Raw genomic sequence first — 14,677 nt, 5'->3', positions numbered from 1 at the left:
AATTTGTAATCTGATAAAACGAAAAACGGCATTTTCCCGTTACCTGACGTTAATAGGCAGATTGACAATAATTAAACAATGTGGTAATATTATCTTAGATCATTGTAAAGGAGTAATGTGTTATGATCAATACATGGCAAAAGGAATGGGACGGCTTTACAGAGGGCAGATGGAGTCATACTTCTGTAAACGTCAGAGATTTTATCAAGAAGAATTACACTCCTTATGAGGGCGACGAAAGCTTCCTCGCCCCCCCTACGGAAGCAACAAAAAAGCTGTGGGACAAGGTAATGTACCTCTCCCGGCAGGAGCGCGAAGCAGGCGGCGTTCTCGACATGGACACCAAGATCATATCAACTATAACTTCACACGGTGCAGGCTATCTTGACAAGGACTTAGAGCAGATCGTAGGCCTCCAGACGGACAAGCCATTCAAGCGTGCATTACAGCCTTTCGGCGGTATCCGTATGGCTCAGCAGGCTTGCAAGGAGTACGGCTATGAAGTTGATCCCGAGGTAGTTGAGATATTCACAAAGTACAGAAAAACTCACAATCAGGGCGTTTTCGACGCTTATACTCCCGAGATGAGACTTGCACGTCACTCGGCTATACTCACAGGTCTCCCCGACGCTTACGGCAGAGGCCGTATCATTGGCGACTACCGTCGTGTAGCACTCTACGGCGTTGACCTCCTTATCGAGGACAAGAAGCACCAGATAGATACTTCACTGGTGAGAATGACCTCAAAGAATATCCGTCTCCGCGAGGAACTTGCAGAGCAGGTCCGCGCACTTCAGGACCTCAAAAAGCTTGGCGAGATATACGGCTTTGACATCTCAAAGCCTGCGGCTAACGCAAAGGAAGCCGTTCAGTGGCTCTACTTCGGCTATCTTGCTGCTGTAAAGGAGCAGAACGGTGCGGCTATGTCACTGGGAAGAACTTCCACATTTCTCGATATATTCATTCAGCGCGACATGGAGCGCGGTATCCTCACAGAGGAACAGGCTCAGGAACTCATCGACCACTTCATCATGAAACTCCGTATAGTAAAGTTCGCACGTACTCCCGAGTACAACGAGCTCTTCTCAGGCGACCCCACATGGATAACAGAATCTATCGGCGGCGTTGACGTTGACGGTCACCACCTCGTAACAAAGAACAGCTTCCGCTATCTCCACACACTGGAGAACCTCGGAACAGCTCCCGAGCCTAATATGACTATACTCTGGTCAACGAAGCTCCCGAGAAAGTTCAAGGAATACTGCGCTAAGATGTCTATCAAGACCTCGTCTATCCAGTACGAGAACGACGATATGATGAGAGTTGTCCACGGTGATGACTACGCTATCGCCTGCTGTGTATCATCAATGCGTGTAGGCAAGGAGATGCAGTTCTTCGGCGCGAGAGCTAATCTGGCAAAGTGCCTGCTCTACGCTATAAACGGCGGTGTGGACGAGCGTCTCGGCTTACAGGTAGGTCCTAAGTACAGACCTGTGGACAGCGAGTATCTCGACTTCGACGATGTTTGGGAGAAGTACATGGATATGATGGAGTGGCTGGCAGGACTTTATGTAAACACCCTCAACGTTATCCACTATATGCACGACAAATACAGCTACGAGAGACTGCAAATGGCTCTCCACGACAGAGATGTAAAGCGTTATTTTGCAACAGGTATCGCAGGTCTTTCCGTTGTGGCAGATTCTCTCTCAGCTATCAAGTATGCTAAGGTAAAGCCTATCCGTAAGGATATTGAAATAAAGGACAAGGCAGGCAATGTAACAGGCGTTGCAAAGAATGTAGTCGTTGACTATGAGATCGAGGGAGATTTCCCGAAGTACGGCAACAACGACGACAGAGTTGACCAGCTTGCAGTTGAGGTAGTACGCCGCTTTATGGACTGCATAAGAAAGCACCACACCTACCGCGACGGTGTACCTACAATGTCTATACTCACTATCACATCTAATGTTGTATACGGCAAGAAGACAGGTAATACTCCCGACGGCAGAAAGCAGGGTGTTCCTCTCGCTCCGGGAGCTAACCCTATGCACGGCAGAGATACTCACGGCGCTGTAGCTTCACTCTCATCTGTAGCTAAGCTCCCCTTCAGACACGCACAGGACGGTATCTCCAACACCTTCTCCATAGTTCCTAACGCTCTCGGCAAGGATATGGAGGTATTCGCAGGAGACCTTGATCTTGATAAGCTCAGAGGAGAATGATATGGGTGTTCCCGAAAACAAAAGCTCCCCTGCTGAGCTTGCAGACCTTATAGATCAGCTCATGTCGCAGGGAAGTGGTCATGTAAATATAGTCGGTAACGGCTCGGAGCTGAAAGTCAATACCGTGAAGAGTACGGATATATGCGGCACTAAAGGTGCCTGCTGTCAGCCCACAGAACTCGATCCCGATGATGATGAATTATGATCTATCGCCGTCAGGCAGTACAATAATTATGCATTATTAATTAATAATAGGAGGTTCATTATGGATAACCAGAAACAAGTTGACAACCTTATCGAGCTTCTTGACGGATACGTTGAAAAAGGCGGTCATCACCTTAACGTAAACGTATTCACACGCGAAACTCTCCTTGACGCTCAGGCTCACCCCGAGAAGTACCCACAGCTCACAGTAAGAGTTTCGGGCTATGCAGTAAACTTCGTAAAGCTGACTAAAGAGCAGCAGGACGATGTTATCTCAAGAACATTTCACTCAAGTCTCTGATAAACAGAAAAAGGCTGTACCGATCAAGGTACAGCCTTTTTCGTTTTATTTAGTGGCATTATCTGCATATATAGACAATATCATTGAAGCATCAACAGCGTCTACGCTTCCGTTTGTGTTCATATCAGCGGCAGTTTTCTGAGCTGCGGAAAAACGCGAGCCTCTTCCCGAGGAAACACTTGCATACTCTGCAAGAACTTCCGAAGCGTCGATAGCATTAATAGCCTTATCGCCGTTTACATCGCCCTTTGACAGGCTGCTCTGCACCTTCACAGTCGGAAAATCCTTGTATTCCACAGGAGAATCCATAAACAGCTGAACCCAGTTGGCAATACCGCCCTCATTGACGTATCCCACGCCGATATACTTATATTTGGAATTAAGGATATTATTTCTGTGGCCTTCAGAATTCATCCAGCCATTCATAACATCTTCGGGAGTAGGATAGCCTGCGGCGATATTCTCACCTACCCAGCTCCAGCTGAGCCCTGCGTCCTCAACAGCGGTGTAGCCGCGTCTTCCGTCGGGGCGTGTGTGGTCAAACTTATTCACTATTTCCTTTGCGCGGACAGAAGCCGCCTTATTCATGGATACAAGCGCCTTGACAGGCTGGAGACCTCTTTTTGATCTCTCGTTGTTCACAAGCTTTACTACCTGCTCAGCATAAGCGTCAGCATTTGCCGAAGAAGCTTCAACTATGTTGTCGCCAAGCACAAATGCAGTATCAGGGGCAGCAAAACTCGTCATCGGCAGCAGAGCCGATAAAGTCAGCGCTATTGAAATTACAGACGCAAAAAGCTTTTTCATAAAAACCACTCCGTTTCTGCATATTTCCCCCAAAACAATGCACTTTTTATCTTTTCAAGCCGCTGAACTGCGGCAGCAGCGGCAAACATTATACACAGTGTTTATCTGCTGCTTAATGTCATTATATCATAAGTTGACTGACAAGTCAACAGGAATGACGAAAATTCGCATATTACACAGTGAGAGGAACCTCTCGTTCAGCACAATAAACAAAGGGAGCTGTACCAAATAGTACAACTCCCTGTATAGTATACGATCCGTAATAAATTACTTGATCTCGATTGTAGCGCCAGCCTCTTCAAACTTAGCCTTGAGCTCGTTAGCCTCAGCCTCAGAAACGCCTTCCTTGATAGCCTTAGGAGCAGACTCAACGATCTCCTTAGCCTCTTTAAGGCCAAGACCGAGAACTTCCTTAGCAACCTTGATAACGCCCATCTTAGCGTCGCCGAAGGAAGCAAGGATTACGTCGAACTCTGTCTTAGCAGCAGCAGCGCCGCCAGCAGCACCGCCAGCAGCAGGAGCAGCAGCGATAGCAGCTGTTACGCCGAATTCCTCCTGGATAGCGTCTACGAGCTCAGAAAGCTCGAGAACAGAAAGAGTCTTGATATCTTCAACAAATTTTGTGATCTTCTCAGAAGCCATGATAATAATCTCCTTTTTTAATAGTATTTGCCCTTGTGGGCTATGGTTTTAAGCTGCGGAGCTTGTCTCCGCAAATGTGTAATGGAAGCTCAAGCGGCAATTAAGCAGCTTCTTCCTCCTTCTTCTTGTCTGCAACAGCGTTGAGTGTAGCAGCAAGCTTCTGCAGTGGGCCCTGGAGAGAGCCAACGAGCTGAGCGAGAAGAGTGTCCTTTGAAGGGATCTTGGAAAGAGCGATAACTCCAGCCTGATCATAGATCTCACCCTCAACGTAACCAGCCTTGAGATTGAACTTGTCATCTCCAGCCTTCTCAGCGAACTTACCGAGGATTCTTGCAGGAGCAGTCTGATCGTCGTTAGAAACAGCGAGAGCAGTTGTGCCGTTGAGAGCCTCTTCAAAGCCCTCGATACCGCATTCCTTGAAAGCGCGGAGAAGCATTGTGTTCTTCTCTACAAAGTAGTGGACGCCAGCCTCACGAAGCTCCTTTCTGAGCTTGGTATCCTCTTCAACAGTGATACCCTTGTAATCAACGAGAACGCCTGAAACGGAATTCTTGATGATCTCGGTGAGCTTCTCGACCTTAGCCTTCTTTGCTTCGAGTACAGCATTGCTTGGCATAGTGTGTATTCACCTCCGAATGAATTTTCATCGTATTCAGAGAGCAATAAAAAAGCCCATTCCGACAGCGCAGAATGGACAATGATAATTCTATCAATTGCTATTCCTCGGCGGGACTTACTGAGCCTTAGCTCTGCCAGCTGTCTTTAGAATACGATACTGTTTTTCACAGCTTGATAATTATACCATATTAATTTATGTTTGTCAAGTACTTTCTGAAAATTTCTTTAGAACTCAGAGCTAAGAGCTTAGAATTTAGAACTAAGTTTGTAGGGGGGGCGGCGTTCCGTCATTTGCGCACCGTAATATACATCATCATCACCTTCGGGCGTCCCTACAGGGGGCATCGGTACAACGACTATTATAATCTCAAATTTGTCCGCAGAGCGGACGCAACAATTACGCATTACGAATTAAAAGGGGCGGATAAGGGGAGCCCCCTCTGGCGGAACGCAGGTTACATTTACGAAGCTGAAATTTCAGGCACGGTAACCATATTTTTCCGTTAAGAGGAGGCGACTAATATCCGCCCCTACATATTACTTTTTAAGGTTTGCCTTTACTGTCTTAACGATGTTCTCAGCTGAGAGACCGAACTCCTTGAGGAGTTCAACAGCAGGCCCAGAGTGACCGAACTCGTCGTTGACGCCGATCTTGATAACTGGAACAGGACAGCACTCTGTAACAGTCTCTGCAACAGCAGAGCCGAGACCGCCGATAACGCTGTGCTCCTCGGCAGTAACGATGAGGCCTGTCTCCTTAGCACACTTGCAGATAAGTTCCTTATCGAGAGGCTTGATAGTGTGGATATTTACTACTCTTGCAGAGATGCCCTCAGCCTCAAGAGTCTTTGCAGCCTCTACTGCCTCATTGACCATAAGACCTGTAGCAACGATAGTAACGTCCTTGCCGTCCTTCATAACAACGCCCTTGCCGAGCTCGAACTTATAGCTTGCTGCGTCATTGATGACCGGTACAGCAAGTCTGCCGAAACGCATATATACAGGACCGTTGAAGTCGAGAGCAGCCTTTACGGCAGCCTTTGCCTCAACATCGTCGCATGGGTTGATGATAGTCATACCCGGGATAGTTCTCATAAGAGCAATATCCTCGTTGCACTGGTGTGTAGCGCCGTCCTCACCAACTGAGATACCTGCGTGTGTAGCGCCTATCTTTACGTTGAGGTGTGGATAGCCGATAGAGTTTCTTACTATTTCAAAAGCTCTGCCTGCCGCGAACATTGCGAATGTGCTTGCGAAAGGTATCTTACCGCAGGCTGCAAGACCTGCTGCAACGCCCATCATGTTAGCCTCTGCGATACCGCAGTCGAAGAAACGGTCAGGATAAGCTTTCTTGAAGATACCTGTCTTTGTAGCAGCAGCAAGGTCTGCATCGAGGACTACTAAGTCCTTATATTCATCGGCAAGCTCCTTGAGAGCCTCGCCGTAGCTTTCTCTGGTAGCCTTTTTGATCACATCTGCCATTGTATTAGTCCTCCAATTCCTTTAACTGCGCGTTAAGCTCTGACATAGCCTGATCGTACTGTTCCTTGTTAGGAGCTGTACCGTGCCAGCCTACCTGATTTTCCATGAATGAAACGCCCTTGCCCTTTGTGGACTTCTGGATAATAGCCACAGGCTTGTCCTTTACTGAATCAGCCTCTGTGAAGGCTCTGTCGATGTCGTCGAAGTCGTGAGCGTCCATAGTGATAACGTGCCAGCCGAATGCTGCGAACTTATCTGTGATAGGCTCAGGTGAGCATACCTCGCTGATAGGACCGTCTATCTGGAGACCGTTGTTATCTACGATAGCAACGAGATTTGTCAGCTTCTTATGAGCTGCGAACATAGCAGCCTCCCATACCTGACCTTCCTCGATCTCGCCGTCGCCGAGGATAGTGTATACTTTGTATGACTTGCCGTCTATCTTGCCTGCGAGAGCCATACCTGCTGCTGCGGATATGCCCTGTCCGAGAGAACCGCTTGACATATCAACGCCCGGGATATTGATACATGGGTGTCCCTGTAAGAGCGCACCGATGTGGCGGAGAGACTTGAGCTCCTCTACTGAGAAATAGCCCTTCTGAGCCAGTACAGAGTAAAGAGCAGGAGCAGTATGTCCCTTTGAAAGAACGAATCTGTCTCTGTCGGGAGCGTCAGGATTCTTAGGATCGTTGTTCATCTTGTTGAAGTAGAGATAAGTAAGCGTATCGCTGATCGAGAGGGATCCGCCGGGGTGGCCCGATTTGGCATTGTAGGTGCCCTCGATAACGCCCATTCTTACCTTGCAGGCTGTTTTCTGCAATTCTTTTTTAAGCTTTGCGTCCATAGTGACCTCCAAAAATTTAACGGCTTAACGCCGCTTTATACAAATTAATAAACTTTGACAGCAGTAGGCGGGTGACTCGGTCGCCCCCTAATAATATATACTATTCAGACAGCCGCCCGCCCCTGCAATTATAGCTACACACATATTATACCGCAAAAAATGGGTAAATGCAAGACATTTTTTGCTCTAAATGTAAAATATTTATGTCCTTCACCTGAAAATCATCATTACTATGACAATTATATAAAATATCGAGAAGCCCGTACACGCTATGGCAGGAACAGATATGAGCATCTTATTCTGCCTTTCGTGGAGAGTTCCTCTGAGCCTCAGCGCCTTCATAAGGCACAGCGACGCTATCCACATGGGTATCGCAAATACCGCCAGTGCCAGCGTTGCCACATCGCTGAGAGTAAAGCTTGCGGCAGAGTCTGAGCTCCTGCCGTTCATGCTGCTGTAAACAAGCAGCCCGATAAGCCCCAGCACTATTATTACTGCGACTATATATACTATTATTGCCGCCTTCTTTTTCATTGTTCTACTATTTGCACCTTTCGATTATGTAGTCAATAAGCTCTGCTACAGCGCCCTCGTCGTTGGTGCGTGAGAGTACGATATCCGCCTTTGCCTTTACTGAATCCTCCGCATTGGCGGGACAAGCTCCCACATCGGCTTCGACTATCATCTCTATATCGTTGTCGAAGTCGCCGATAGACACGAAGGTACAGCCCTCCATGCCGCCGAGCCTGCGGTACTGTGCAAGAGCCGAGCCCTTGCTTACTCCCTTTGGGAGCATTTCAAGGAATATTTCCGAGGACTTTACAAAATCCACGCCCTCATAGCGCAGCTGTTTTACAAGGAGCTCCATATGGTCAACGTCCTCGGGTGACAGCGAGAACAGCACCTTGAGCCAGCCGCCGTCCTCTATGTCAGAGAGCTCCGCATAATTAGGCACTATACCGCACAGCTTTGTATGCAGCTGCTGGTAATCCGTATTGCTGAAAACGTAAGTGCCCTCAGTTTTCAGCACCTCTCCGCCTGCCTGCGGCATAAGCTCCAAAAGCTCTGCCGTGTAAGCCTTTGCTTCAAGCGGGAGAGGGTGTGTGAACAGCGTCTTTCCTGCGATATAATCGTGGATAGCTGCTCCGTTGTACATGATTATAGGATATTTCAGTCCCAGCACAGAGCAGAACTGGTCAAATGACTGGATAGTTCGTCCCGTTGCAACGGTAAAGCGCCCTCCCAGCTCTGTAAACCGCTGTATAGCGGCTCTGTCGGTGTCGGTTATCTCCTTTTTTGAGTTGAGGAGAGTTCCGTCCATGTCGCTGAGCAGGACTACTTTCGATATATCTTCAAACAAGGATATGCCTCCTACATCTTTTCAAGCTTTGCAAGTATGGATACAAAGTAATCGGGCAGGTCGCTGACGAACTCCATATACTCCCCTGTGGTCGGGTGGATAAAGCCTATCTTACGGGCATGGAGACATTGTCCGTCTATACCCTTATATGGCTTTCCGTAGACGTCATCGCCCAGTACAGGATGTCCGATATAGCCGAGGTGAACACGTATCTGGTGGGTGCGTCCTGTTTCAAGGCGAAGTCTCACATGAGCATAGCCGCCGTACTGCTTTATGACGCTGTAATGAGTAACAGCGTTCCGGGAGTTTTCCGCGGTAACGCACATCTTCTTTCGGTCGGTCTTATGCCGTCCGATAGGAGCGTCAACAGTGCCCTCGGTCTCTTTGAAATAGCCGCAGGCGACTGCCTCATACTCACGGGTGAAGCTGTGCTCTTTTATCTGCTCTGCAAGCTTTAAGTGAGAAGCGTCGTTCTTAGCCACTATGAGAAGTCCGCTGGTGTTCTTGTCGATACGATGTACTATCCCGGGGCGTATCACGCCGTTTATGCCCGAAAGGCTGTCTCCGCAGTGATAGAGCAGAGCATTTACCAGTGTTCCCGTATAATTCCCGTGAGCAGGGTGTACCACCATGCCCTTCGGCTTGTTTACAACGAGAAGGTCATCGTCCTCATAGACTATATCCAGCGGTATATCCTCGGGTACAGCGTCCATAGGCTGAGGCTCGGGTATCTCAACGGATATTTCCTCGCCGCCTCTCAGCTTGTAATTCTTGCTGACAGCCTTTCCGTCTGCAAGGACAAGTCCCTTTTCGATGAGTCCCTGCACAGCAGACCGTGTAAGCTCAGCAATATTGTCCGAAATATACTTATCTATACGGCTTCCCTTATCGTCGTGAGAAGCGCTGAGTATCACCTGTTCATTCATTATCTTCCGCCTTTTCGGACTCTGACGCCTCGGCTTTCTTAGCCTTTTCTATCTTGGGATCAATGAAAAGTGCGTACCAGATAAGCATGATGAAAGCAAAGGTAACGCAGATGTCAGCCACATTAAAAATAGCGAATCTGAACGGCTTGAACTCGAACATATCCACCACATAAGCAAAGCGGAAACGGTCGATAAGGTTTCCGATACCTCCTGCGATAAACAGCGCAATGGCTGTGCTGAGGAACTTAGAACGGCGATGCACCTTAAAAAGCACCACTGCGCCTGCTATGACAACAAGGCTTGTGAAGCCGATAAGAAACCACCTCTGCCCCGACATACTTCCGAAGATAGCGCCGTCATTTTCAAGGTAGGTCAGGTCGAATATCTTGAAATCGCCGATACGGATAAAATCCATAGTACCTACGGGTTTGAGCTCATGTACAGCCCAGTATTTAACGAGCTGGTCAGCTCCTACAAGGACAGCCACCAGCAAAGCAAGTATTATCAACAAGTGTGTATCCTTTCAATAAGACTGCCTGTCAGCCTAAAAAGCCGACAGGCAATATAGTACAAATTAAGCTTCTACAGCTATAGCGCATCTCTCACAGAGAGTCGGGTGGTCATGATTTGTGCCAACGTACTTGCTGTAGCACCAGCAGCGCTCGCACTTTTCGCCCTCAGCCTTAGCTACGGCAAATCCTGTCTCAGCTGCGCCTGATTTCTCGACCTCAACGCCTGAAACGATGAGGATATCCTTGAGCTGATCAGCCAGTGAAACGTATCTGTCATAGTCAGCGTCAGAGCTCTTGATGATTATCTTAGCCTCAAGAGACTTACCGATAGTCTTTTCGTTACGTGCGTCCTCAAGAGCCTTGTTAGCTCCGAGACGTGTATTGTAGATGAACTCCCACTTGTCCTTGAATTCGTCACTGAACTCAATACCGCTCTTCTCGGGCATCTGGTTGAGGAATACGCTGAGCTTGTCGTCGCCTGCGGAGTGAGGCATGAACTGCCATATCTCCTCGGCTGTGAATGAAATGATAGGTGCGGCAAGTCTTGTCATCGCACTGATTATGCGGTACATTGCCGTCTGAGCTGCGCGGCGGAGTACAGAATCCTCCTTCTCGCAGTAGAGTCTGTCCTTGATTATGTCAAGATAGAAGTTAGACATATCTATTACACAGAAGTTGTGGAGAGCGTGAAGAGCGATATGGAAATCGAATGCGTCGTAGCCCTCCTTCATCTTGTCGATGAGGTTATCCAGCTTCATAAGAGCCCATTTGTCCAGCTCTGTGAGCTGATCGTCACTTACGCTGTCCTTGTCGGGATCGAAGCCTGCACCATTTCCGAGGTTGCCCAGAATGAAACGAGCAGTATTTCTGATCTTCTTGTAAGCGTCGGAAAGCTGGCTGATAATAGGCTTTGAGATACGTATATCGCTGTGGTAGTCCGAAGAAGCTGCCCACAGACGGAGTATATCCGCACCGAACTGGTCGATTATCTCGCTTGGATCAATACCGTTTCCGAGGGACTTGTGCATTGCCTTGCCCTCGCCGTCAACTACCCAGCCGTGAGTGCAGACAGCCTTGTATGGTGACTGTCCCTTATATACAACAGATGTAAGGAGCGATGACTGGAACCAGCCTCTGTACTGGTCAGCACCCTCAAGATAGAGGTCAGCAGGCCATGAAAGGCTTGGGAAGTCCTTGCCCTCCATAACAGATGTATGTGATACACCGCTGTCGAACCATACGTCCATGATGTCATATTCCTTTGTGAACTCGCCGCAGCCGCACTCGCACTTGACGCTTGCAGGGATAAATTCGCTTGGATCCTTAGTCCACCATGCATCGCTGCCCTCCTTGCGGAAAAGCTCGGAGATAGCAGAGATAGTCTCGTCATTGCAGATAGGCTTGCCGCAGTCCTTACAGTAAACAACAGGTATCGGAACGCCCCATGTTCTCTGACGCGAGATACACCAGTCACTTCTGTCACGTACCATGCCCTTTATTCTGTCCTCGCCCCACTCGGGTATCCACTTTACGGACTCGATAGCCTTTATAGCCTCGTCCTTGAAGCCGTTTACCGAGCAGAACCACTGCTCTGTAGCTCTGTATATGATAGGGCTGTTACATCTCCAGCAGTGAGGATACTGGTGGACGATCTTCTGAGTAGCCAGCATAGCGCCCAGCTCTGTGAGCTTTGCAGCGATAGCCTTGTTAGCCTGATCTGTGTCCATTCCCTCGAATTCGCCTGCTTCAGCAGTCTGTCTGCCCTTTGAGTCAACACATACGATGATACCGATGTCGTCGTACTTCTTGCATACCTCAAAGTCCTCGACACCGTAGCCGGGAGCTGTATGTACGCAGCCTGTACCGCTCTCAAGAGTAACGTGGTCGCCGACGATGATCGGTGACGGACGGTCATAGAGAGGGTGCTTTGTCTTCATACCCTCAAGCTCTGCACCTGTGAAGATATGCTCTGTGGTATACTCGGTGATACCTGCGGTCTCCATAGTAGTCTTTACGAGCTCCTCAGCCATTACGTAGTACTCATCGCCTACGTGAACGAGGGTGTAGTTATACTCAGGACCGAGGCATATAGCAAGGTTGCCCGGGATAGTCCATGTGGTAGTTGTCCAGATAACGAAATATATTTTAGAAAGGTCAAGTCCAAGTCCCTTGAAGATACCCTTATCATCAGTTACATTGAACTTTACATAAATAGAATAGCATGGATCGTTTGAGTACTCTATCTCAGCCTCAGCGAGAGCTGTATTACAGTCAGGGCACCAGTAAACAGGCTTTAAGCCCTTGTACATATAGCCCTTCTTTACCATTGAGCCGAATACCTCTACCTGCTTTGCCTCATACTCGGGGCGAAGTGTCAGGTAAGGATAGTCATAGTCGCCCAGTGAGCCCAGTCTCTTGAAGCCCTTCATCTGATTTGCGACCTGTGTCATAGCATATTCACGGCAGTGCTTTCTGAGATCAACAGCAGGGATAGCTCCGTTCTCAACACCGATAGCCTTCATAGCCTTGAGCTCAATAGGAAGTCCGTGAGTGTCCCAGCCGGGGACATATGGAGCACAGAAGCCGTTCATATTCTTATACTTAACGATAAAGTCCTTGAGCGACTTGTTAAGCGCATGGCCGAGGTGTATCTCGCCGTTAGCATAGGGAGGTCCGTCATGCAGAACATAAGAAGGCTTGCCCTTGTTCTTCTCTATCATATTATAGTAGAGTCTTTCATCTTCCCATTTTTTGAGAGTTTCAGGCTCTCTCTTAGGCAGATTTCCGCGCATGGGAAATTCTGTCTGCGGTAAATTAAGAGTACTGTTATAATCCTGTGCCATACTATCCGATCCCTCTTACAAAAGACTGAGGGATCCTCCTTTCGATCTTTTTAATTTTTGATTATTCCTCGACCTCTGCCGCTACAGCAGCAGCGATCTCCTCTGCTGTCTCAGCCTTGTCCTCTGTCTCATCTTCCTCTGCCGACTCGTTGTCAAATGTCTCAGGCATAGATGAGATGAGCTCTAAGTGGCTCTTATACATATCGAACAGGCTCTTCTTGAAATCAGCTACCTGCTGCTGAGCCTCGATGAGAGCTTCCTTTTCCTTAGCGATCTCAGCGCGGTTCTTCTCCATAGCCTCAGCGTGCTGACGTACAGCCTCGTCCTCAAGTGCAGCAGCCTTTTCCTTAGCCTCTGCGATTATCTGCTCAGCCTTTTCGTTAGCGTCGTTGAGTACCTGATGTCCCTGCTTCTGAGCGCCGAGAAGAGCGTCCTTGAGAGCGTCCTCGTCTCTCATATACTCTCTTACCTTATCTGCAAGAACCTGTATCTTGCTGTTAGCCTCTGCACGCTCGCGCTCCATTTCGTCAAGTTCTGCCTCCAGCTGATTGAGGAATTCATCGATCTCCTCCTGCTTATATCCGAAAGCTGCCTTTTCAAATCTCTTATTTCTGACATCCTTTGAAGTTATCATTTCATTCACCTCTAAATATATTTTTTAAGATCAATGTGTATGCGTCCCTTTTTAGTAGAGCCGTTTATTTCTGAAAGCACAAATCTTCCAATTCCCCTAATTGACAATACATCTCCGCCCCTGAGTTCGTAGGAGACAGATGAAACAGGCAGATGATTCACCTCTGCCTTATCTGAACGGATAAGTGCCGCTGACTTTTCACGGCTGAGATGAGCAGCAAGCCCCACCACGCAGTCGAGCCGCAGTGAAGCCACTGTACCGCTTATGGTCTGGAATTTCTGAGCATTTTCCAGATCAAAGGGCTTGTCATCGGCTATTTTCACGCCGACTCTGCCGATCTTTGAGACAGATGAGATAATGCTCCTTGCAGCCACCTCGGTGACAAAAGCCTGAGTGATACCCTCAGAAACGACAATATCTCCGATTATCTCACGCTTGAGCTGCAAGCCCATAAAGCTGCCGAGGAAATCCCTGTGGGTGAGCCTGTCCTCGCTTCGGTAAGTAAAGGTCAGGCAAATAAAGGGGTATTCTCCCTCCACATAGTCCTCGCAGTAATCGGGATAGACCGCAAGCATTTTCCGTCTTGCGTCATCGTATCCGCCCCACAGCCTGTATTTCAGCTCACCTGTGTTCACGGCACACCATGCCTCGGCTTCCGCGCACTGTCTTTCATCGAAAAACGACGAAAAGACCGCTGAACCGTTTCTTTCACACAGGCTGACCATATCCGCAAGCCTTGCGGCAAAAAGCTTATCCGACGGCTCGTTCATCAGATGAATACGCCGTTGTTCTCCAGCTCGCCTACTAAGTCTTCGCCGATAAATCCTACATTATAAGGAGTAATGATGTAGGTAAGGTTAGCTACGGGCTTTAAGCTTCCGCCGTTTGCATATGCAACGCCAACGAGGAAGTCGATTATTCTTCTCTTGTTCTCGGGAGAAGCTGTCTCAAGGTTGAGAACTACTGTTTTCTTAGCAATGAGGTGGTCAGCGATCTGCTTAGCGTCTGTGAAAGCAGAGGGCTTTACCAGTACCACCTGCAGCTGTGCTGTAGTCTGTATATTAACGACCTTATTTCTTCTGCCGCCGCCGCCAAGACCGCTCGGTGCGCCCTCGTTCACGGGAGCATCTTCCTGATCGGAAGGCTGGAAACCGCCGCGCTCACGCTCGTGACGAACGGGAACATCAGCTTCAAAATCATCATCATCTGCAGCAAAGAAAAAATCCTTAATACCGTCAAAAAGTTTCATCTTAATACTCCTTCTCCGCATTATTTGTTT

General features: G+C 48.4%; 16 protein-coding genes. 3 read left to right on the top strand and 13 right to left on the bottom strand.

The annotated features are described in order from the left end of the window. Nucleotides 1-122 precede the first annotated feature (122 nt). Genes pflB through grcA3 form a run of 3 tightly spaced genes read left to right on the top strand, consistent with a single transcriptional unit; the run spans nucleotide 123 to nucleotide 2,730 of the window. Complete coding sequence (pflB, locus tag K5677_RS05695; RefSeq protein WP_296725709.1) at nucleotides 123-2,225, top strand: formate C-acetyltransferase; 2,103 nt, start codon at nucleotides 123-125, stop codon at nucleotides 2,223-2,225. Next, nucleotides 2,203-2,430 (top strand): hypothetical protein, encoded by a 228-nt coding sequence (locus tag K5677_RS05690; protein ID WP_296725707.1) that lies wholly within the window; start codon nucleotides 2,203-2,205, stop codon nucleotides 2,428-2,430. Before pflB ends, K5677_RS05690 begins: the two co-directional genes overlap by 23 nt. Before the next feature lie 60 nt (nucleotides 2,431-2,490). Further along, on the top strand, nucleotides 2,491-2,730 hold the full coding sequence (gene grcA3 / locus K5677_RS05685) for an autonomous glycyl radical cofactor GrcA3 (RefSeq protein WP_019679089.1): 240 nt from the start codon (nucleotides 2,491-2,493) through the stop codon (nucleotides 2,728-2,730). Nucleotides 2,731-2,775: 45 nt separating this feature from the next. Here the strand turns inward: grcA3 and K5677_RS05680 are convergent, their stop codons facing one another. The 13 genes from K5677_RS05680 to sepF all read right to left on the bottom strand — a co-directional run bounded on the left by K5677_RS05680 (nucleotide 2,776) and on the right by sepF (nucleotide 14,647). Further along, the gene (locus K5677_RS05680; RefSeq protein ID WP_296725704.1) at nucleotides 2,776-3,537 is read right to left on the bottom strand and encodes a CAP domain-containing protein; all 762 of its coding nucleotides are present in this window, start codon (nucleotides 3,535-3,537) and stop codon (nucleotides 2,776-2,778) included. Between the two features lie 267 nt (nucleotides 3,538-3,804). Then, nucleotides 3,805-4,179, bottom strand: coding sequence for a 50S ribosomal protein L7/L12 (gene rplL / locus K5677_RS05675; protein WP_296725702.1), 375 nt, complete (start codon nucleotides 4,177-4,179; stop codon nucleotides 3,805-3,807). Nucleotides 4,180-4,279: 100 nt separating this feature from the next. Continuing rightward, the gene (rplJ, locus tag K5677_RS05670) at nucleotides 4,280-4,795 is read right to left on the bottom strand and encodes a 50S ribosomal protein L10 (protein ID WP_296725699.1); all 516 of its coding nucleotides are present in this window, start codon (nucleotides 4,793-4,795) and stop codon (nucleotides 4,280-4,282) included. 539 nt (nucleotides 4,796-5,334) lie between these two features. Then, the gene (locus K5677_RS05665) at nucleotides 5,335-6,279 is read right to left on the bottom strand and encodes a transketolase family protein (protein WP_296725697.1); all 945 of its coding nucleotides are present in this window, start codon (nucleotides 6,277-6,279) and stop codon (nucleotides 5,335-5,337) included. Between the two features lie 4 nt (nucleotides 6,280-6,283). Further along, nucleotides 6,284-7,123, bottom strand: a complete 840-nt coding sequence (locus K5677_RS05660) for a transketolase (RefSeq protein WP_296725695.1) — start codon at nucleotides 7,121-7,123, stop codon at nucleotides 6,284-6,286. 210 nt (nucleotides 7,124-7,333) lie between these two features. After that, complete coding sequence (locus K5677_RS05655) at nucleotides 7,334-7,657, bottom strand: hypothetical protein (protein ID WP_296725692.1); 324 nt, start codon at nucleotides 7,655-7,657, stop codon at nucleotides 7,334-7,336. A gap of 7 nt (nucleotides 7,658-7,664) precedes the next feature. Beyond that, nucleotides 7,665-8,483, bottom strand: a complete 819-nt coding sequence (locus K5677_RS05650) for an HAD family hydrolase (RefSeq protein WP_296725691.1) — start codon at nucleotides 8,481-8,483, stop codon at nucleotides 7,665-7,667. An 11-nt stretch (nucleotides 8,484-8,494) separates the two neighbouring features. Beyond that, nucleotides 8,495-9,409: an RluA family pseudouridine synthase gene (locus K5677_RS05645; RefSeq protein ID WP_296725688.1), complete on the bottom strand. Its 915-nt coding sequence runs from the start codon at nucleotides 9,407-9,409 to the stop codon at nucleotides 8,495-8,497. Then, nucleotides 9,402-9,917, bottom strand: a complete 516-nt coding sequence (gene lspA / locus K5677_RS05640; RefSeq protein WP_296725686.1) for a signal peptidase II — start codon at nucleotides 9,915-9,917, stop codon at nucleotides 9,402-9,404. The genes K5677_RS05645 and lspA overlap by 8 nt, the downstream gene beginning before the upstream one ends. Nucleotides 9,918-9,983: 66 nt before the next feature. Beyond that, nucleotides 9,984-12,764 carry an isoleucine--tRNA ligase gene (ileS, locus tag K5677_RS05635; protein WP_296725684.1) on the bottom strand — a complete coding sequence of 927 codons (2,781 nt, stop codon included), beginning with the start codon at nucleotides 12,762-12,764 and terminating at the stop codon, nucleotides 9,984-9,986. A 61-nt stretch (nucleotides 12,765-12,825) separates the two neighbouring features. Then, on the bottom strand, nucleotides 12,826-13,398 hold the full coding sequence (locus K5677_RS05630; protein WP_296725681.1) for a DivIVA domain-containing protein: 573 nt from the start codon (nucleotides 13,396-13,398) through the stop codon (nucleotides 12,826-12,828). Nucleotides 13,399-13,409: 11 nt separating this feature from the next. Continuing rightward, entirely contained in the window at nucleotides 13,410-14,168 is a 759-nt protein-coding gene (locus tag K5677_RS05625) for a YlmH/Sll1252 family protein (RefSeq protein WP_296725679.1), read from the bottom strand. Beyond that, nucleotides 14,168-14,647 carry a cell division protein SepF gene (gene sepF, locus K5677_RS05620; protein ID WP_028516112.1) on the bottom strand — a complete coding sequence of 160 codons (480 nt, stop codon included), beginning with the start codon at nucleotides 14,645-14,647 and terminating at the stop codon, nucleotides 14,168-14,170. Before sepF ends, K5677_RS05625 begins: the two co-directional genes overlap by 1 nt. Nucleotides 14,648-14,677 lie beyond the last annotated feature (30 nt).

The sequence above is a fragment of the Ruminococcus sp. genome (assembly GCF_024684275.1).
This window is presented reverse-complemented; position numbering and strand designations above follow the sequence as displayed.

Excerpts from the sequence above, each read along its gene's own strand:
- K5677_RS05665 (WP_296725697.1), bottom strand. The coding sequence starts at position 6,279 with ATGGCAGATGTGATCAAAAAGGCTACCAGAGAAAGCTACGGCGAGGCT.
- K5677_RS05645 (WP_296725688.1), bottom strand. The coding sequence starts at position 9,409 with ATGAATGAACAGGTGATACTCAGCGCTTCTCACGACGATAAGGGAAGC.
- rplL (WP_296725702.1), bottom strand. The coding sequence starts at position 4,179 with ATGGCTTCTGAGAAGATCACAAAATTTGTTGAAGATATCAAGACTCTT.
- K5677_RS05680 (WP_296725704.1), bottom strand. The coding sequence starts at position 3,537 with ATGAAAAAGCTTTTTGCGTCTGTAATTTCAATAGCGCTGACTTTATCG.
- sepF (WP_028516112.1), bottom strand. The coding sequence starts at position 14,647 with ATGAAACTTTTTGACGGTATTAAGGATTTTTTCTTTGCTGCAGATGAT.
- K5677_RS05625 (WP_296725679.1), bottom strand. The coding sequence starts at position 14,168 with ATGAACGAGCCGTCGGATAAGCTTTTTGCCGCAAGGCTTGCGGATATG.
- K5677_RS05655 (WP_296725692.1), bottom strand. The coding sequence starts at position 7,657 with ATGAAAAAGAAGGCGGCAATAATAGTATATATAGTCGCAGTAATAATA.
- pflB (WP_296725709.1), top strand. The coding sequence starts at position 123 with ATGATCAATACATGGCAAAAGGAATGGGACGGCTTTACAGAGGGCAGA.
- K5677_RS05660 (WP_296725695.1), bottom strand. The coding sequence starts at position 7,123 with ATGGACGCAAAGCTTAAAAAAGAATTGCAGAAAACAGCCTGCAAGGTA.
- K5677_RS05630 (WP_296725681.1), bottom strand. The coding sequence starts at position 13,398 with ATGATAACTTCAAAGGATGTCAGAAATAAGAGATTTGAAAAGGCAGCT.
- ileS (WP_296725684.1), bottom strand. The coding sequence starts at position 12,764 with ATGGCACAGGATTATAACAGTACTCTTAATTTACCGCAGACAGAATTT.
- grcA3 (WP_019679089.1), top strand. The coding sequence starts at position 2,491 with ATGGATAACCAGAAACAAGTTGACAACCTTATCGAGCTTCTTGACGGA.
- rplJ (WP_296725699.1), bottom strand. The coding sequence starts at position 4,795 with ATGCCAAGCAATGCTGTACTCGAAGCAAAGAAGGCTAAGGTCGAGAAG.